17 protein-coding genes are annotated in these 16,955 nt (G+C 65.4%); 2 read left to right on the top strand and 15 right to left on the bottom strand.

The window, feature by feature from the left end:
• The 14 genes from EET13_RS33045 to espM form a co-directional block, all read right to left on the bottom strand.
• Positions 1-253, bottom strand: a 253-nt coding sequence (locus tag EET13_RS33045; protein ID WP_425293739.1) for an ESX-1 associated ATP-binding protein EpsI N-terminal domain-containing protein, incomplete at its 3' end; no start/stop codon positions are given.
• Positions 254-370: 117 nt separating this feature from the next.
• Positions 371-658, bottom strand: a complete 288-nt coding sequence (esxA, locus tag EET13_RS28480; RefSeq protein WP_122445390.1) for a type VII secretion system ESX-1 WXG100 family target ESAT-6 — start codon at positions 656-658, stop codon at positions 371-373.
• Between the two features lie 36 nt (positions 659-694).
• A complete protein-coding gene (gene esxB, locus EET13_RS28475; protein WP_023368929.1) occupies positions 695-997 on the bottom strand; it encodes a type VII secretion system ESX-1 WXG100 family target CFP-10 in 303 nt (100 codons plus the stop codon).
• A gap of 92 nt (positions 998-1,089) precedes the next feature.
• Complete coding sequence (locus EET13_RS28470; RefSeq protein ID WP_122445389.1) at positions 1,090-2,196, bottom strand: PPE family protein; 1,107 nt, start codon at positions 2,194-2,196, stop codon at positions 1,090-1,092.
• A 42-nt stretch (positions 2,197-2,238) separates the two neighbouring features.
• A complete protein-coding gene (locus EET13_RS28465; protein WP_122445388.1) occupies positions 2,239-2,535 on the bottom strand; it encodes a PE domain-containing protein in 297 nt (98 codons plus the stop codon).
• A 139-nt stretch (positions 2,536-2,674) separates the two neighbouring features.
• Positions 2,675-4,447 (bottom strand): type VII secretion protein EccCb, encoded by a 1,773-nt coding sequence (gene eccCb, locus EET13_RS28460; protein ID WP_122445387.1) that lies wholly within the window; start codon positions 4,445-4,447, stop codon positions 2,675-2,677.
• Complete coding sequence (gene eccCa, locus EET13_RS28455; RefSeq protein ID WP_122445386.1) at positions 4,444-6,681, bottom strand: type VII secretion protein EccCa; 2,238 nt, start codon at positions 6,679-6,681, stop codon at positions 4,444-4,446. The genes eccCb and eccCa overlap by 4 nt, the downstream gene beginning before the upstream one ends.
• A complete protein-coding gene (gene eccB, locus EET13_RS28450; protein WP_122445385.1) occupies positions 6,681-8,123 on the bottom strand; it encodes a type VII secretion protein EccB in 1,443 nt (480 codons plus the stop codon). Before eccB ends, eccCa begins: the two co-directional genes overlap by 1 nt.
• A 3-nt stretch (positions 8,124-8,126) precedes the next feature.
• Positions 8,127-9,848 carry a type VII secretion AAA-ATPase EccA gene (eccA, locus tag EET13_RS28445; RefSeq protein WP_122445384.1) on the bottom strand — a complete coding sequence of 574 codons (1,722 nt, stop codon included), beginning with the start codon at positions 9,846-9,848 and terminating at the stop codon, positions 8,127-8,129.
• Positions 9,849-9,851: 3 nt separating this feature from the next.
• Positions 9,852-10,400, bottom strand: coding sequence for a DUF2694 domain-containing protein (locus EET13_RS28440; protein ID WP_122445383.1), 549 nt, complete (start codon positions 10,398-10,400; stop codon positions 9,852-9,854).
• Between the two features lie 38 nt (positions 10,401-10,438).
• Entirely contained in the window at positions 10,439-11,290 is an 852-nt protein-coding gene (locus EET13_RS28435; protein ID WP_122445382.1) for an ESX secretion-associated protein EspG, read from the bottom strand.
• A 1-nt stretch (position 11,291) separates the two neighbouring features.
• Entirely contained in the window at positions 11,292-11,603 is a 312-nt protein-coding gene (locus tag EET13_RS28430; protein WP_122445381.1) for an ESX-1 secretion-associated protein, read from the bottom strand.
• A 77-nt stretch (positions 11,604-11,680) separates the two neighbouring features.
• Positions 11,681-13,090, bottom strand: coding sequence for an EspA/EspE family type VII secretion system effector (locus EET13_RS28425; protein ID WP_122445380.1), 1,410 nt, complete (start codon positions 13,088-13,090; stop codon positions 11,681-11,683).
• Positions 13,091-13,322: 232 nt separating this feature from the next.
• Positions 13,323-14,426: an ESX-1 type VII secretion system transcriptional regulator EspM gene (gene espM / locus EET13_RS28420; protein WP_122445379.1), complete on the bottom strand. Its 1,104-nt coding sequence runs from the start codon at positions 14,424-14,426 to the stop codon at positions 13,323-13,325.
• A gap of 461 nt (positions 14,427-14,887) precedes the next feature.
• On the opposite strand from espM, the gene EET13_RS28415 reads away from it, so the two are divergent.
• Together EET13_RS28415 and EET13_RS28405 are read left to right on the top strand one after the other, a co-directional pair.
• Positions 14,888-15,175, top strand: coding sequence for a WhiB family transcriptional regulator (locus EET13_RS28415; protein ID WP_122445378.1), 288 nt, complete (start codon positions 14,888-14,890; stop codon positions 15,173-15,175).
• A gap of 208 nt (positions 15,176-15,383) precedes the next feature.
• Positions 15,384-15,803 carry an SRPBCC family protein gene (locus tag EET13_RS28405; protein WP_122445377.1) on the top strand — a complete coding sequence of 140 codons (420 nt, stop codon included), beginning with the start codon at positions 15,384-15,386 and terminating at the stop codon, positions 15,801-15,803.
• A gap of 13 nt (positions 15,804-15,816) precedes the next feature.
• On the opposite strand, the gene EET13_RS28400 is transcribed toward EET13_RS28405, so the two are convergent.
• The gene (locus EET13_RS28400; RefSeq protein WP_425294280.1) at positions 15,817-16,947 is read right to left on the bottom strand and encodes a MinD/ParA family ATP-binding protein; all 1,131 of its coding nucleotides are present in this window, start codon (positions 16,945-16,947) and stop codon (positions 15,817-15,819) included.
• Positions 16,948-16,955: the final 8 nt, after the last annotated feature.

Raw genomic sequence — 16,955 nt, 5'->3', positions numbered from 1 at the left:
GGGCTGGTGGGGGCGGCCCCCCGATGGGCATGGGAGGCGGTGGCGGTTTCGGCGGCGGAGCTTCCACCGATGCCGGAGGTGCGGCCGCAGAAAATTGCTGCGACCAGTCGATCGGTGTCGCGGCACTCTCGCCATTAGGTTTGGCCGGCGGTGGATATGGCGAAGCCACATCGAAGTACGTTTCCGTATCATCTTCATCCGGAGGCTCCGAACCCTCAGCGGGCCGAAAGAGTTTGTCATAGTCGGCCGGCATGAGAACCTCTCAGAAGTTCGCCAATAACAGGACAAAGCACGAGAAGGGGCGAGATCCCCAAAGGGTTGAACTCGCCCGATCTCGTGCTTCGGTATTGTACGCGAATTGAGGGGTGACCTACGCGAACATCCCCGTCACGTTGCCCTCGGTCGAGGCCATGGCCTGACCGGCCTCGCTGATCGTCCGCGCCAGGTTCTGCAGCGCATTGTTCAGCTCCTGAGCAGTGGCGTCCCACTTCTGCTGGACTCCCTGGTAGGCCTCCGAACCGCTACCGCCCCAGGCCGCAGCCAGCTTGGTCAGGGATTGCTTGCCTTCGTCGAGAAGGGAATGAATGCTGGTGACATTCCCCTGAATTGCGCTGGATGCGGCCTCGATGCCCGCGAAATTCCACTGCTGCTCTGTCATGTCCTATTGCTCCGTTTCTTTGAGGTAATTGGGGGGTCAGAAGCCCATTTGTGAGGACAGCGCTTGCTGCTGCTCCTCGTCGGCCTTCGAGTATTGGACGCCGGCCTGACGGATATTCGTCGAAATTTCCTCGAGCTCGGCCTTTTGCTTGTTTGCCGCTTCTTGGAAGCGCACCACCGCGGCCTGGGCTGCCGTGCCCGCCGCGCCACGCCATTGGGCCTGCAGCGAAGCAGCGGTTGACTCGACCTGGTCGATCTGGGTCTTCAGGTCGCCGGAGATCCGCTCGAAGTTACCTGCCTCCTGCGCGAGGGTAGCGGCATCGGTCTTCATCTCTGCCATGCTGGACTACTTTCTCTCTTTCTGTTCCTCGCCAAAATGTTGGCAAGTCTTCCGGCCCGGGTGGCCGGGAAGCCTGTTGTGGCCGTGGACGATCACCAGTCGTCCTCGTCGTCCCAATCGTCTTCGTCGGCGTCGCTGCGCTCCTGGGTGAGAGTGGCGGGTGCAGCCAGCCCCGGTCGCGACGAACCACCGGCTTGTGCGCCCTGTCCCATGGCACCCGCACCCGCACCCACCGGCGCGGCACCGCTGGTAGCCGACGATCCAGCGGCAGCGGCCGGTTGCACCGACGGGCCGACGGGCTTGTCGAGCAGCTCGCTGATGAGCGGTGTGCGGGCCAGCGTCCCACCCGCGCCGGGCAGGGCCTCCCCGCGCAACAAACCAGCACCCATGCCGGCGCCGGATCCACCGGCCAGCGGGTGGTTGGACAGCGGACTGGTGCCGACCAGGCCCATCTGCATGGCCTCGTCGTCGGCCGCGCTGCTGGCGCCCATGCCGCCGGTCTGGCTGAACAGCGACGTCACCTGCTGCATCGGCTGGGCCAGCTGCTGCATGGGCCCGCTCGCCTCGGCGAGCTGCCCGGCCGTCGCCTGCAGCTGGCTGGCCGGTATGCCGGTGACCTGCGATGCCATGTCGAACATCGGTGCCGATGCCATGCCCTGGCCGCTCATGCCCGGATCGAGGATCGCCGTCATCGGCTCGAGCTTTTCGAAGAGCGTGTTGGCCAGGGTCTCAGCTTGATAGACGTCCATCGCCAGGGCGGCCTGGGTCCACATGCGGATGAAGTAGTCCATCTCGTTGAAGGCGATGGGCACGGTGTTGATGCCGAAGAAGTTGGTGGCCGTCAGAATTGCGGTGGTGATGTGGTTAGCCGCAATCTCGATCAGTGACGGCGTCGTCGCCATCGCCTGCGTGTATGCGGCCGCCTGCGCCGTGGCCTGCAAGCCCCGCGTCTTCGCCTGCGTCGAGGCGGTCTGCAGCCAGGTGACCATCGGCAGGGCAGCCGCGATGGCCTTGTCGCTGCCGCCGCCGGTCCACGCTTCACCCAGCGAGTTCAACCGAGCGGTCAATTCGACGGCCTGAGCATCCAGCGCGGCCGCAAAGGCCGCCCAGCCCGTGGCTGCGGCCAACATCGGAGCCGGCCCCGCGCCGGCCATCAGCCGGGCGGTGTTCAGCTCCGGCGGCATTGCGTGCCACCACATGGCGATCACTCCTTCTGGTTGCTCTGGTGGTTGGTTGACTTGTTAGACGATGACGCCGGCGGCGCCGTCGTCGACTTGCGTATAAGCCCGGGCGATGTTTTGGACCGCTTCTCCGGCACGTTGCAGTTCGGCCTGGGCCGAGGTGTTGGAAGCCAGCATCTTGACGCCCGCGGACGCGAATGCCGCAGCCGCCTGAGCCGAGACCTCATCGGCTCCCGCGGGCACCAGCCCCGTCACCGACGTCACCGCCGTCGCACCGGCTGCCACACCGCTGAGTGCGTTTTCGCTCACTTGCCCGCCAATGTCGGCAGCGGCGGCGTCGTGCGACATTTCTTCCATTTGCCGACCGCTTCTCCTGATATTTGTCGTCTAGCCGTTAAACCGTTTAGTTATAGCCGGAAACAAACCCCGACGAGAGCCCCGCGCTGGGCTCCGATTACCGCGGTCTCGGGACCTCCTCGCCGCGATTGAAATAATCTTAACCGGGGGTCGGGGGTGCTGCGAACACTTCTTCTGGCGGCTCGATGTAGGGCGCCTGGATGACCTCTTTGCCTTCCGGGGACACCAAAAATGCCTGGCCAGGAGGCCTGCGCTTGACCTTGAACTCGCTCGAGGGGAATTCCTGCTTCTCGCCCGAAAGGAACATTGTGGGGGCGCCCGACCCGAATGCGGCGCCCACGAACTTGTCCATGGTTGCCTTGTATGCCTGGCTCATCTGGCAGGTCACAATGATGTGCAGGCCGATATCTGTCGCTGCCGGCAATAACGGGGCCAGCGGCGCCATTGGGGGCATGCCGCCGGCGGCACCCACAATCATGTGCCAATCATCGACCAGAAGTACCACATCGAATCCGCTCCACCACGAACGCGAGCGCAATTGCGCCGTCGTCAGGTCGGTGGGCGGCAGCCGCTTCTTCAAGTTGACGGCCAGGGCCTTGACCGCCTCGTCCAGGCTGGCGCTGTTGCGGTTGATCGCGCCGGCGGACAGCAGATGGCTATCGGGAACCGCGTCGAGCAAGCCCGAGCGGTAGTCCGCGAGCATAAACCGCACTTGATCGGGGCTGTTGCGGGCACAGATCGCTTGCGCAATAGCGTGGGCAATGGTCGTCTTGCCCGACTTGGCCGCACCGAAGATCAATAGGTGCGGGTTCGAGTGCATGTGGGCGTGCGCCACCGACAGGTCCGTCTCGCGCAATCCGATCGGGATCTCCCAACGAGTGCGGTAATCGGACTCCGGCCCGGGCGGGTTCGGATCGAGCTCGTACAGGTGAATCCGCTCGGGCAGGACCCGGACCGGCGGTGCCTGGTCGGTGTGCTGGGCCGCGATCTGCGCCACCCCGGCCGTGATCGCCTCGACCAGGTTCTCGGTGTTGTGCACGCCATCCAACCTGGGCGCCCCGATCATCAAGTGGTGTTTTTCCATCGACACCGCCCGGCCCGGACGATTCGCCGGGATCTCGCGGGCGATCCGGTCGATCTGGGTTTCGTTGACGTCGCCGAGCCGGAACTCGATCTTGGTGCCCAGGTAGTCGCGGACGCGTGATTTCAGCTCCGTCCACCGGGGCGTCGAGATGATGACGTGCACGCCGAACGACAGGCCCTGCGCGGCCAGGTCCTGGACCTGCATTTCCAGGTCGGGAAACTCACTGACAAAGGCCGGCCACCCGTCGATGATCAGAAACACGTCACCATAGGGGTCGGACGCGACGGGCTGGTTAGGATCGTCACGCAACTGCCGGTACATGGCGATAGAGCCCACCCGGTGTTCCTTGAAGGTGGTTTCTCGTTGCCGCAGCACCGATTGCATCTCCGCGACCACCCGGTTGACCTTGTCGGGCTCGGAGCGGCTGGCCACCCCGCCGACATGCGGCAGGTTTTCCAGATAGATCAGACCGCCGCCGCCGAGGTCGATGCAATAGAACTGGACATTGCGCGGCGAGTGGGTGGCAGCTGCCGACATCACCAGCGTCTGCAGCAGGGTGGACTTCCCGGTCTGGGGTGCGCCCCCGATTCCGATGTTGCCGCCCGCGCCGGAAACGTCGACGCCCCAGACGTCCTGGAGGTGGCGGCGCGGTTCATCCATGATGCCCAGTGCGAAGCGCAGCGGTTGGCGCCGGTCGCGGGCGATGAGCTCGTTGAGTGGCGTGGGATCGATCAGCGGCGGCAGCCACATCTTGTACGCCCGCGACTCGGCGGTGCTGAGTTGGTCGAGGATGACCTCGCGCAACGTACGTGTCTCGGTGTTGGTCATGACGTCAGGGCCTCCTCGAGCACCGGGGCGGCGGTGAACGGTCGGATTCGCAGCGCTTGCTTGGGAATATGGGAGCCCGGCTTGCTGCCGTCACCATTGGCGTCCATACCCGTCGGCGGAACGTACGGCCCACTGATGTAGAACGTGCTGAACTTGACGGGGTCTTCCATGCCCACCCGCAGGAACCCCACACCGCTCTCTTTATTGGTGATATAGACCGCTTCCGGAGTTCCGATCACCGCCTTGGACTCGTGAGAGCTGGTGGTGCGCAACGCGATTCGGTAGGTCAGGTTGGGCTCCAGCTTGTCGATGCGAACCCCGCCGGTCTGCAGCGACTGGGTGGCCAGCAGCAGATGCACCCGCAGCGACCGGCCCACGCGGCAGATCCGGTCGAACAGGCCGATGAAGTCGGGATGACTTTGCAGCAACTCGGCGAACTCGTCCACGACCACGAAAAGCGTTGGCAGCGGCGGAAGGTCGGCCCCGCGTTCGCGGTACTTCTCGTACTCGGCAACTCCGGAAAGGGCGCCGGAGGCGCCGACCTTAATCCCGGCCTGACGCAGAATCGACTGCCGGCGGTCGAGTTCGCCGGTCAGCACCTCGCCCATCCGGCTGACGAGTTCGGCCTCCTCGGCCATGTTGGTGATGACGGCGGCGGTGTGCGGAAGCTTCTCCATTCCCAGGAAGGTCGAACCGCCCTTGAAGTCGGTGAGCAGCAGGTTGACCTGATCCGGGTGGGTCATCGCCACCAACGACAGGATCAGGGTGCGCAGAAACTCGGATTTCCCGGAGCCGGTGGTGCCGATCAGCATGCCGTGCGGCCCGCCGCCGAATTCGGCGCCCTCCTTGATGTCTAGGTACATGACATTGCCGGTCTTGAGCTCGTGACCGAACGGGATCTTGAGCCGGTCACGGTCGGTGTCGGTGTACATCCGCCAGCGGGCCGGGGTGATCTCCTCGACGGTCTTGGCGCCCACGAGTTGATGCCACTCGGTTGCGACCTTCTTCTGGACGCGCGACGTCTTGTCCAGGATGGTGCCCGTGATGGACCAGCCCGCCAGTTTGCGGGCAAGACGGGCCGCTTCCTGTGGCGACATGCTGTCGGCGACGGAGGTCACCAGGCGGAACTGCTGGCCCGGCAGCCGGTCGTCAGCGGTCCCGTCCTCGGCGACCCGGATGCGGTACGCCGACCCGCGGTGATTGCCCAGGGTGAGAACCGTGACACCGGCCCGGCCGTCCGGCGGGAAGCCGGCCTTGCCGCCGGTGAGGTCCACGACCACGACGTAGGGGCCGGTGGGAAGCGTGTCGGGGGCATGCGGCCCGCGCGCGGCCAGGTCGGCCAGGCCGTCCGGGCGCGTGTAGATCATCCGGACCGGCCCGGCGGCATCGGTGTCGGTCTGGTGCTGAACGTGCGGCAACCATTTGAGCCACGACCAATCGGGATCCTCCGGCTCCTCGGTAAGGACTCGGATCTGCAATAGGTCCGGCGGATGGAACACCGCAAGATGGCAGATCATCGCCGTCAGCAGCCGGTCGGCACCCGGGCGCGCGCCGCCGACCGCGATGGTGGGAAAGGTGCGCAACTGCAGCAGTTTCGGGCAGTCGTGGATCAATCCGTGGGTGCGCAGGAACTTGACCACCCACATGTGGCTGACCGGCTCGAGATACGGCTGCGGAGCCGCGGAGGTTGCGGCCAATTCCCCGCCCACGGCCGGCTTGAGCAGGCGATCCACCGCGGGCTGGTCGCCGATGCCGATGCGCGTGGCCGCGTAGAAGTCGCTGTTGGCCGGCCGCGACCACTGCCGCTGGGTGCCGACCAGCGACAGCAGATCTTCGGGATGCGGTGCGTGGTAACCGAAGAACGCCACCTGTGAGGTAGCCGACGACGTCACCCGGCCGCGGAGCCCGGCAAGATAGCGCAAATATTCCTTACGGTCGGCGTTGATCTCGGGCACCTTCTTGCCGCCACCGCCGGAACCCCCGGCCAGCGTGCCGACCATCATCACGATCATCATCAGCGGCATCATCAGCATGTACGGCGACAACTGCCTACCGCCGGCGAACATGATCGCGATCATGCCGAGCATGGCACCACCCATCACGTAGGGCAGCACCTTCTGAACGCCCGACGGCGGGATGTCGATGCCGAGGTCCTCGGGCGGGGTGAGACTGATCTCGCCCGGGGTGAGCCGCGGGCCGCGAGTGATGGTAGGGGTGAATTTCTTCGTCGTCATCAGGGGGCTCCGGGTGTTCCGGCGGGAACTTTGCGTGGATTGGGATCGGCGGGAAGCGTTTCGTGCTCTAACAAGGCAGCGTCTTTGGACAGCACCGGCCCGTCCACCAGGAGCCGAACCACCTCCCAGGGCGCGGTTTTCGGTGAACCCAGACCCAGCGCCTTGGCGGAGTCGGCGTTCGGGACGCCGTAGCGCACCCCTTCGGGGTCGATGTAGTACATCGATTCGCCGTAGCGGGGATCCGGGGATTGCAACTGGACGAACTTGCCGCCGTCGATGTACACCATTGCGGCGCCCTGGATTTGCTTGATACCACTGTTCATTGACGACGGCGGGATCGGCAGATGCCGTCCGGACAGGACCGTGGTCTTCGGCGCCTGATCCCCGGCCCTGCGTTCCCACATCCAGCACAGGGTGGGCTCGTCGGGCCGGGACATGATCTTGAGTTGCTCGGCGGGTAGCGGTGAATCGTAAACGCGTTCGGGAATGCGCACAACCAGGCTGGGCACGACGGCGGGCGGTGCCACCAGTCCGTGCGACTGGGTCGCGCGCAGTGCCGCCGCCGTCGTCCCGTTCACCGCTGCAATGCCGTCGGGCAGCACCACGTAGTACTGCGGCCCTTTATCGGTGTGGATCTGAAACACCGAGCCGATCACCAGATCGTCAGGCAGCCCAAGGGTATTCGGTGTCCCCGCGCCCGGTATGGGCGGCAGCTGCCAGGCGCCCATCGCGGGCAGCGCATTGAACATGCCCTCCGACATCGGGACCGGTTGGGCGGTGACGGGTATCCCCATGGCTGAAGTGAGGGCGCGGTCGCTGAGGTCGATCGAGTGGCGCCCCTTGGCGGTGACGATCCAGGTTTGACCCTGGTAGGCGGCCAGCGTTGCCTCGTTGGCCTCGATCGGGTTGATCGACGAATCGATGGTCAGCGGCATCATCAGGATCGACGTCTGCACCGCGGCCGAGGCGGTGCCGGCCCGAACGACGGTGTCGCACAACGTCCACGTCGAGGTGGTGTCCCCCGAAACCGGGGTGGCGTACGGGGCACCGGGAATCCCGATGGTCTGTCCCAACGGCAGCTTGCTCAGTTCGGAGGACTTGACGGTGGCGGGGTTGGCCGGGTTGCCCAGCACCAGTCGCGCCGAGGTCAGGTTGTAGACGGGATGCAGCTGTCCCGACACGATCACGTACAACTGGTTGGTTGCCCGGTCGGTGAGAAGGCTGCTGGCGCCGAGCTTTCCCTGCGGTTTGAAGAAGGCCAGCAGCCCGGCCCCGAGCAGGATCAACACAGCGATGACGATGCCCAGCCCCACCGAACGGCTGTAGAACTGCAGCGGATCGTCGAACATGCGGGTGTCGCGACGCACGATGGCGTGCTCAAGGCGGCGAAGCAGGAAGCGCCAGCCGCTGACCTGAACCTTGGTGGTGAGCCGAAGCCCCATGGTTCACTCTCTCATGTTGAGGTGCGCATGCACAGAGGCGATCGCCTCGGCCATGTCTGCGCCGTTGATCTCTTGTAGCCGGTCCACGTCCAGAGATTCGATGTCGATGCCCTGCGCCAGGCGCATGTCCCGATATTGCTCGGCGGCTTCCACCAATTGCCGTGCGTAGCGGCCGTTCCCGGCGATATCGAGGGCCGGGCGGCCGCGCAAGGTCCGCTCATGCAGCATCTTGGCGGCACACAGGAATTCATCGGCGGCTTCGGCGCTGAGCGTCGAGTCATTGGCGGTGGCAATGACTTTCGCGATCTCCAGAAGCTCCTCGGGGGTGTAGGTATCGAATTCGATGCGGGTGGCGAAGCGAGACCGCAAGCCCTCGTTTGTTTCCAGCAACCGATCGATATCGTTGCTGTAGCCGGCGATGATCACCACCAGCCGGTCGCGGTCGTTTTCCATGCGGGCCAGCAGGGTGTCCATCGCCTCCTGCCCGAATGGGTCGGTCCGCCCATCCCGTTCCTGCACAAGCGCGTAGGCCTCGTCGATGAATAGCACGCCGCCCAGGGCTTGATCGATCGTCTTGGCCGTCTTGACCGCCGACTGACCCTCGTACTCGGCGACGAAGTCCTTGCGGGACGTCTCGACCAGCTTCGGCTCGGCGATGACACCCAGCCCGGCCAGAATGTTGGCCACCACCCGCGCGATCGTGGTCTTGCCGGTACCGGGCGGCCCGGTGAAGATCATGTGCTTGCTGGGCTGGGCGACCTTCATCCCCTTGGCGGCGCGAACCCGGGCCATCATGGTCGCGGCGCGGTACCGTTCGATCTGGGCCTTGACCCGGGTGAGTCCGATTTGGCGGTCCAGCTCGGCCTGGGCTTCGGCCAGCAACCTCTCACGACCGGAGTTGTCGGTCACGACGCTGCCCGGGTCCCACGGGTCCGAGCGCGAGGCGATCTGCTCGGCCGTGGTCGTCTTCAAACGATACGACGGATCCTTCAGCGCCACAGACACTTTCGGATCCGGATGAGTGGTTTGCAGCCACTCCAGTAGCGCCACGGCCGCGTCCTCGTTGCCCTGCGAGCGGCGCGCCAGTGCCAGGTACCAGGCGATGGCGCGGGCGCAGGCTTCACCGGCCGGTGAGTCGTTGGCTTCGGTGAGGCGGCGTTCGGCTTCGGTGAACAAGCCCAGGTGTGCCGCTGCCACGCCATGCGCTACACCCGCGGCCCCCGCCAAGAACTTGTCCGGCCATTTCGAGCCGCTCTTGACTTCGTCGATCACATCGGTCCAGCGCTCGGCGGCGCCATAGATCACTGCCTTGAGCCACGAAACCAGATGCTCGGACCCGGTGACCGCGCTGGCTTCGATGGCTTCCATGGCATCGGCGTAGTTGCCTTGGGCCGCTTCGGATGCCGCGAAACCCATGGTGATGGCCAGGGGCGAGGTGACGGGATACGTGATGTCTCCGTACAAGCCGCCGATGGGGACTCGGGCGCCCAGGGTGCTCATCGAGATCTGCGCCGAGCCCGCCAATCGGCCGAAGTTCCGGCGCGAATACCAGGCACGGAACAGCGTCACCCGGTCGAGATCACCGCATCTGATCCGGCCGACCCACGCATCGCACGCTGACTCGTCGTCATTGGTGATTTCGGTGAACAAGTCCAGGGACCGTGCCTCCGACAACGGCAGCATGCCGACGGCACTTTCGAACAGACCGGCCAGGCGATCAGTCATGTATCACCGTTCGTTGTACCGAGAGGTGTAATCGACCTCGTAACGGGTGGCGAACACCTCGGCTTCGGCCTCGGCCGCTTCTTCGGGCGTTGGCAAATTCAGCGTCATCCCGACGAACTCGCGAAGCAGCGCATTGGCCTCCTCGCCGTCGCCCGCCAATTCACTCATGCTCTCCATCATGAAGGTGTGCTGGGCTGCCCGGGCCTTTTGCCGGGCCAGGTCGGCGATGACGAAGATCTCTTCGGCAAGCCCTGATTCGGTCATGCTCGACGCTTTGTCCGTCACCGCGATCTGCTGGATGATGCCGCCCATCATCGCCGTGACCGACACGCTGCCTGCCGGGTTGGTCACCGTGAACAACTCGAACTCCGGCTCTTCTTCCTTCTCGGTCAGGCCGTGCAGGGCGTCTAGGCCGTCTTCGGCGTCGGTGTCGGCGGGTTCGGATGGCGCGTACTCATCAAGCGCGTCAAGTGAGGATTCCTCGACGGTGCCGGCGGTGAAATCCAGGGCGTCGAAATCGTCGCTGACGTAGTCGTTCCCGGGCAGGTCCACTGTGGCTCCCTTTCTGACTCGTAACGGAGATTGAGCAGTCAGCCTCGGGCGGAGGCTTGGGTGTGATCCGAGGCGTGATCTAACCAGGAGCCCGCGGGAAGCAGTTCCACCAGGGCGTCCAGTGCGAGCTGCAGGTTCTGCTGCGTGCCCGGGAGGAAGCTGCCGTACAGTTCACCGCTGACGATGCGGGGAAGGGACACCAGCCTGCCGTGCGCCGAGTCCAGCACACCGGCGGCTGCTTTGGTGTGCGTCGTCGTGCCGCCGGGATGGCGTTGGCTGGCGACGATTTCCACCCAGCTGTCCGGATTGCCCACGATCTCGGTATAGATACGGGCCGCGGTGGGCGCCAGGCCGTAGCGGGTCAGCTGAGCCGCGGTGGTGCATTCGGCCAATTCGCTTGCGATACCCGTCAGCGGTTCCACGTTGGCGGGCTCCGCGGTACCCAGCACGGCCGTCACCATGCCCGCCAGACCGACCTGCGGGGCCACCAGTTGCAGCACCAGCATGTCGCCATTGCGCACCGCGATGACGTGACGATCGTCCTTGCGGCACACCACAAATCGCACCATGACGCCGCCGGCATCACGGCGCCACCAGCGAGCCTCGAGGGTTCGGTCTGGCCGGCTCAGGGTGTCCACCATCGACGCGACCGTCGGATGCGGGTAGCCGTTGTGGTCCAGCACGCCTTGCGCGGTCAGGTCACGCCGCACCTGGTCCCAGACGACCTCACGCAGGTCGTCTTGCGGAATGTTGGGCCGGATGCCCAGCGCGACAGGAAAATCGACCAGGTGCAACCGGTCCGCGAGCACCAACATGCCGTCGATGGTCACCTCGACGCCGACGACGTCGTCGACGAGGCCCGCGCGACCGGTAGCGAGCGGACCGGTCATATCAACCGAAGATCTTGTCGATTACGCCGGCCAGACCCTGGTCGGAATTGAGGTAGGCGCCGGCGGCCGCGATCAGATTGGTGGCCAGACCGTTGGTGACCCCCTGAAGGCCGCTGCCGGTTTCAGTGCGCTTGGCCTCGAACTGCGTCAGGGTGTCGTTGAACTTCGACGTGTACGAACCGTGGGTGATCGAGACACGCTGGCTGATTCCGTTGACCACTGTGGTGGCCGATTTGAGTTGGCCGACGATCTCGTTCTGCATACCGGCCAGTACCTTCAAGAATGACGGTACGACGCCGAGTATTCCAGTCATGGGGTGGACCTTTCCTCTACGTTCCTAGTTTTACTCGCTATGGCTTTGGTGCGCTTGGCTTTGATATCGCAGGCGCATCAAACCAGCCCACTCGGCGCGGGTCTGGGCGGCGGACCCTGCCGCTGCTGGCCGCCGGCGGCTCCGGCGTCGATCGGCGCGCGCTGGGCACCGGCTCCACCGGCCGCGCCTTCCTCGTCGTCCTCTCTCTTCTCGCTGACAAGGGTGGCCTGTTGCTGCTGACCACCCTGCTGGGCCTGCGAGGAGATCATCTGTGCCTGCTGGCCCGCCATGCTGCCCAGTTGGCCCGGCCCGCCGCCGGCCGCCACCAACTGCTGCAACTGACCCATGGTCGACGTGAGCGAACCGACGCTGGGCAATTGGGAGAAGCTCAGCAGGTCGCTGAAGCTCAGGCTGGGCAGGCCGGCGAAGCCACCTAAGAAGTCGGGCAGGGCGGCCAGCTCGGTCCAGGTCGGCAACTTGCCAAGGTTGCCGATTCCCGGGATCAAGTCGCCCAGGCCCGGCAAACCGGGGAACAAGTTCGGGATGCTGGGCAACCCCGGCAGGCTCGGGAACCCGGGGATCGGCAGGCCGGGGAAGCCCGGTAGGCCAGGGAAGCCCGGTAGGCCGGGCAGGCCGGGCAAGCCGGGCAGGCCGAAGTCGGGCAGGCCGGGCAGGTTGGGCAAACCAGGCAGGTCGGGCAGGCCCGGCAGGTTGGGCAGGCCCGGCAGGTTGGGCAAGCCGAAGTCGGGCAGGCCCGGGATTTTCGGCCACTCGAATTCAGGCAGACCCGGAATCGGCAGGTTGAAGTCCGGTATGCCCGGGACGGGAGGCCATTTGAAGTCCGGCAGGCCCGGGATGCTGGGAATGCCAGGGATGGGGATGTCGGGCAGTTTCGGCGGCCACAGGCCGTCGATGATGTCGGGGAGGCTGGGGATGGGCAGACCCGGGAACTTCGGCAGGGTCAGCAACATCTCGCCAAGCCGGCCGACCAGGCCCAGCAGGTTGGCCGCATTCATCGTCGTCATGATGAACAGGTAAAGCAGTGCGCCGCCGACGGTCGCCATGGCGATGCCGGACATCGGCAACGCGAGCTCCCATGACCACAGCCAGCCCAGCAGCGGAACCTTTTCCAAGCCCCTGCAGACCTTGTAGACGCCGTCGATCATCTTCTTCATCGCGTTCAGGACGTCGCGCGTGTTCTTGACGTATTTGGCCTGGTTTGAAATCAGGTTGCCGGTCAAATTGTCGATGTCGCCCATCACCTTTGCCCGAAGTTGCTGGGCAATGTTCTGGTTCAAATATGCATCGGCGGCTTGGCCGATCCAGTTGGCGCCCGGAATAGCGAGCCCCATCTTGTCGCTGATTTGCTTGAACAGCGTCGAACCCGAGTTGAAGATGTCACCCGGGTCAGGGATGCCCTCGCCGAGCAAGAGCAACTGGCCCCAAATGAAGTTACTGGTGTTCTTGCAAAGGTCGCTGCCCTTCATTTACGTCTTTCCTCACACTCGCTGATCCTGTGCACTGACTTTTGTGCACCTTTACACCGCACGTTGAGCTTAGCAGCGCTGTGGCGACGGTAGATGCACGAATTTTTTGGTGAGCCCGGCGATTTCGCGCGCAACGCACGGTGCAACCGCATGGCCGGCCGGGCGGGCAACGGCGCCGTTCCCCGGACGATTGAACCCGAGTTCTCCATTGCGTTGCGCCCCCGGAGTCGGCTCAATTGATCTGATGGATAAGCGCTTCGATCGCCTCGGCGGCTTCGGCTGGCAAAGCTTCCTCGGCTTCGGCGCGGACAATCATTTCTTCGGCCACTCCGGCTGCCTGTGCAGTTTCGGAAGTGGAAAGGTTGGCCCGCCGGCGCGCGGCATATAAACGCTGCGCCAACGTGGCACCCGGGGCGGTTGCCCCCAGCGTCATCAATTTGTCATGGTACCGACGCACCGCACCCAGCGCCTTGATCAGTTCGGGGGTAATACGACTGATCCGGGTCGCCTGCACGGCGATGCCCTCGAGTTGGCGCAAATCGGCGAGTATCGGCGCAGCCCGCTCGGTGAACTCCGGGTCCTCGGGCGGCGGCAATGCGGCGATGGCCAGGCTGCAGGTGTCGACAGCGGCCGCCACGGCCTGCGCGATCAACGACGCCGGGCCTTCGGTAGGCTGCGCCTCGTCGTCCGCCTGGGCAGTAGGCGATGGCGCCTGATACCCGACGGACTCGCCCTGCCGGATCCGGGCGATGGTCCCGGGCGGCCATTGCAGCACTTCCTCGAGTTTTGCCCGGGTTCTTTCCCGAGGCCAGCTGCGCCCCTTCTCGAAGGCGATCAATGCGCCGGCGTTGATGATCCCGTCCGCCGCCAGGCTGCGCTGGCTGATGTCGAGTTCACGCCGGCGCGCCGCGGCGGCCGCGCCGGCCCGGACCACTCCGGGGTCTGCTTCACCGGTATGGCCATCCGACTGGTCTGACGGCCGTTGTTCACGACGCTGCTCTTCAGGCGAATTCGACGGCCTGACGACTTCGAACGTCAACGCCTTGCCTCCAGTTGGATCGCCGAACCGGACGATGGTCTTGTCGCTGACGGTCACAGATCCCTTGCGTCGTCCATCGACGAACATACCGCTCGGGGTGTTGCCGACGACCCGCAACGGTGCATCTTCAGATGCCGCGTGCAGACCCGTCTGCCAGACCTCGGGATCGCTGGCCCGCAGTTCGCGGCTGACCGCTCGAGGTTCGAGGCGGTCACGACCGGGGGCACTGGCGTGCGACGATGCGCCGCTGTGGGCGACCATCAGGGCCGGCCCGACAGTTGATTCGGCGTGGGGCATCTGCGTCGCTTCCTGACTGTGGGGGGCTGGTTCTGGCTGGCGTACTGGTGCGGCAGCAGGACGCAGCTTCCGCTGACCGCCATCCTAACCGTTGCGCCCTAATAACGCTACACTTTCGCTACGTCTTTCGGGCGCTGATCGTGAAGGATCCGTACTGGCCACTGCTGCAGCACAACCGGGGCTAACGCTACAGTTTTGCTGCCGAGAAGTATCGCAGGACAGCGCATTCTGTGCAATAGGTTCGCCCGCATCGGCCATTGGAGCGCCGTTGTCGATGCCCGATGCGCTGGGATAACCGCAGTTGTCGGGGCGGATTGGCGGAAGTCGCAGCGGACCACCGAAGTAGCCGTAGCGCGCCCCGAACAGCGTCATCGCGACCAACTGTTGCACTGCAACGGTTAGTGCTATACGCTACTGCCCAGAGGTTACCGACCTGCAACGCTTTAGAGGAGCGCAACGATATGACCGCAACGGCTCTGCACGAGGTCCCCATGGGTGTCTGCACGCAGGACCCCGACCGCTGGACAACGACACCCGACAGTGAGGCCAAAGCGCTGTGCCGTGCCTGCCCGCGACGCTGGGCGTGTGCCCGCGACGCCGTCGAATCCCCGGGCGCGGAAGGCCTTTGGGCCGGCGTGGTCATCCCTGAGTCAGGCCGGGCGCGGGCGTTCGCGCTGGGCCAACTGCGGTCGCTGGCTCAGCGCAACGGTTATCCGGTGCGCGAGCGGGTGGTCGCGCAATCGGCATAACGCTGCCACCACCCGAGCCGCTGCTTCGAGGGGTCTGCGGTGCGGTGGGTGTTCAGGTGCCACACCAAGACGGCGTGAGAAATCGAAAGATTTCTCGCGCCGTCTTGTATTGCGCGATGCCCGTTCGCGCGCGTAGCCCGGCCACCACGAGCCACCCGACCTGTTGGTGCGATGATGCCGATCGAAAGGATAGAAAGGCAGGTGGCGCATGCGATACGTACGTGAGGAAGTCGTGCACGCACCCGCTGCACGAGTGTGGGGATTACTTGTCGACGTCGAGGGCTGGCCGGCCTGGACGAAGTCCATGCGCCAGATCAAGCGCCTGGAAGAGGGTCCGTTGACCGTGGGCAGCCGATCCAGGGTGGCCCAGCCGAAGGGTCGACCGATGGTATGGACGGTCACCAGTCTAGAGCCGATGCGCAGGTTCACCTGGGTGGCAGGCCAACCCGGGCTTTCGATCGAGGCGGTGCATCGCATCGACGAAGACGGGGACGGGGTGCGAACCACGCTCGAATTGAGCATGGCCGGACCCTTGGCGTGGCTGGCCGACCTCATCGCGGGGTCGCGGGTTCGCTCGTATGTCGATATGGAGAGCAACGGCCTGAAGCGGGCGGCCGAGTCCGGCTAAGCCCGCGGGTGGGTCAGTGAGCCGGCGTCGTCGCGTCGGGACACCGGGATCGCCGCTCGTCGGGTCGCGATGCGAAATACTCCACGATGATCGCCGCGATCTGCAGAAGTTTCAGCCGCGTTGCCGGTGCCAGCTCGTGGCGCACCTCAATGACGCCGCCGGGCCGCAGATGCGGATCGAACGGTACCTCGACCACCCGCTGCCCATGGTCGACGAATTCGCGGGCAAGCACCGAACGGGTGCGTTTGTCGGAGTGCCCGTCGGAGTCGTTGAGCACGACGATGCTGCGCCGCAACAGATCCGTCAGCCTGCGGTCCGACAGCCATTCCATTGTCTTGGCCGCAGCGGAAGCCCCATCCGCCCACGGCGAGGACACCACGATCAGCGCATCGAGGTCGCGCAGCACCTCTTGGGTTAGCGGAGCGTCCATCGTGGAGCCGCAGTCGATGACCGAGATCGCGAAATGCCGGTCTAGCCGCAGCACCGCCTCACGGTAGATCGCAGGGTCGAGCACCCTGCGCGCGCCAGCCGCCGGTTCGCCGGGTAGCACGTGCAGCCCCACGGTGTTACGGCCCAGGCGAGCGACGACATCGGCGAAAGACTGCAGGTCCCTGGCTGCGGTCAGGTCCCAGAACGAGCCGCTGGCGCTCGGATCAATCCTGCTGCTCAGCCGGCCGAAGGCGGTGTCGGCGTCGATCGCCACCACGCGGTCCTGCTGGCGCAGTTCGGCGAAGATGGATCCGATGCTGGCCGCGACCGAGGTCTTGCCGACGCCGCCCTTGCCGAGCACGCCGACCTTGTGGCTACCGCGCAGGGCGGTCCGGATGGCGGCCTCCAATTGAGCCGCCTCGCGCTGTGCGGTGGACGGACCGGGATTGATCAAACCGAAGGACACCGCCCGAACCAGCCGTCGCCAGCCGTGGTCGGCCGGTCCGCTCCGGGAAGCGGCTGCCGCTATGACGGCAGGCGGTGCCGCAAAAGCCGGCTGGACCGGGACATCGGAGGGCGCCGGTTGGGGTGGTTTCGATGCCGGTTCGGGTGGTGTGCGCGGGTGTATCGGTGGCGGTGGCGGCATCGTCGACGGCGGTGCACCCGGTGGTGGCTGCGGCGCCGGCGCCGCCGGGCGCGCGGGCGGGGTGGAAATCGGTGGGG

Source organism: Mycobacterium attenuatum (genome assembly GCF_900566085.1).
GTDB lineage: Bacteria > Actinomycetota > Actinomycetes > Mycobacteriales > Mycobacteriaceae > Mycobacterium > Mycobacterium attenuatum.
The sequence above is the reverse complement of the archived record's forward strand: the minus strand, read 5'-3'. Positions and strand labels throughout refer to the sequence as shown.

Bases quoted from the DNA above. Each gene is read 5' to 3' on its own strand.
- EET13_RS28425 (WP_122445380.1), bottom strand. From the start codon at position 13,090: ATGAAGGGCAGCGACCTTTGCAAGAACACCAGTAACTTCATTTGGGGC.
- EET13_RS28405 (WP_122445377.1), top strand. From the start codon at position 15,384: ATGCGATACGTACGTGAGGAAGTCGTGCACGCACCCGCTGCACGAGTG.
- eccB (WP_122445385.1), bottom strand. From the start codon at position 8,123: ATGGGGCTTCGGCTCACCACCAAGGTTCAGGTCAGCGGCTGGCGCTTC.
- EET13_RS28430 (WP_122445381.1), bottom strand. From the start codon at position 11,603: ATGACTGGAATACTCGGCGTCGTACCGTCATTCTTGAAGGTACTGGCC.
- espM (WP_122445379.1), bottom strand. From the start codon at position 14,426: ATGCCCCACGCCGAATCAACTGTCGGGCCGGCCCTGATGGTCGCCCAC.
- esxB (WP_023368929.1), bottom strand. From the start codon at position 997: ATGGCAGAGATGAAGACCGATGCCGCTACCCTCGCGCAGGAGGCAGGT.
- eccCb (WP_122445387.1), bottom strand. From the start codon at position 4,447: ATGACCAACACCGAGACACGTACGTTGCGCGAGGTCATCCTCGACCAA.
- EET13_RS28465 (WP_122445388.1), bottom strand. From the start codon at position 2,535: ATGGAAGAAATGTCGCACGACGCCGCCGCTGCCGACATTGGCGGGCAA.
- EET13_RS28415 (WP_122445378.1), top strand. From the start codon at position 14,888: ATGACCGCAACGGCTCTGCACGAGGTCCCCATGGGTGTCTGCACGCAG.
- EET13_RS28435 (WP_122445382.1), bottom strand. From the start codon at position 11,290: ATGACCGGTCCGCTCGCTACCGGTCGCGCGGGCCTCGTCGACGACGTC.
- eccA (WP_122445384.1), bottom strand. From the start codon at position 9,848: ATGACTGATCGCCTGGCCGGTCTGTTCGAAAGTGCCGTCGGCATGCTG.
- EET13_RS28470 (WP_122445389.1), bottom strand. From the start codon at position 2,196: ATGTGGTGGCACGCAATGCCGCCGGAGCTGAACACCGCCCGGCTGATG.
- esxA (WP_122445390.1), bottom strand. From the start codon at position 658: ATGACAGAGCAGCAGTGGAATTTCGCGGGCATCGAGGCCGCATCCAGC.
- eccCa (WP_122445386.1), bottom strand. From the start codon at position 6,681: ATGACGACGAAGAAATTCACCCCTACCATCACTCGCGGCCCGCGGCTC.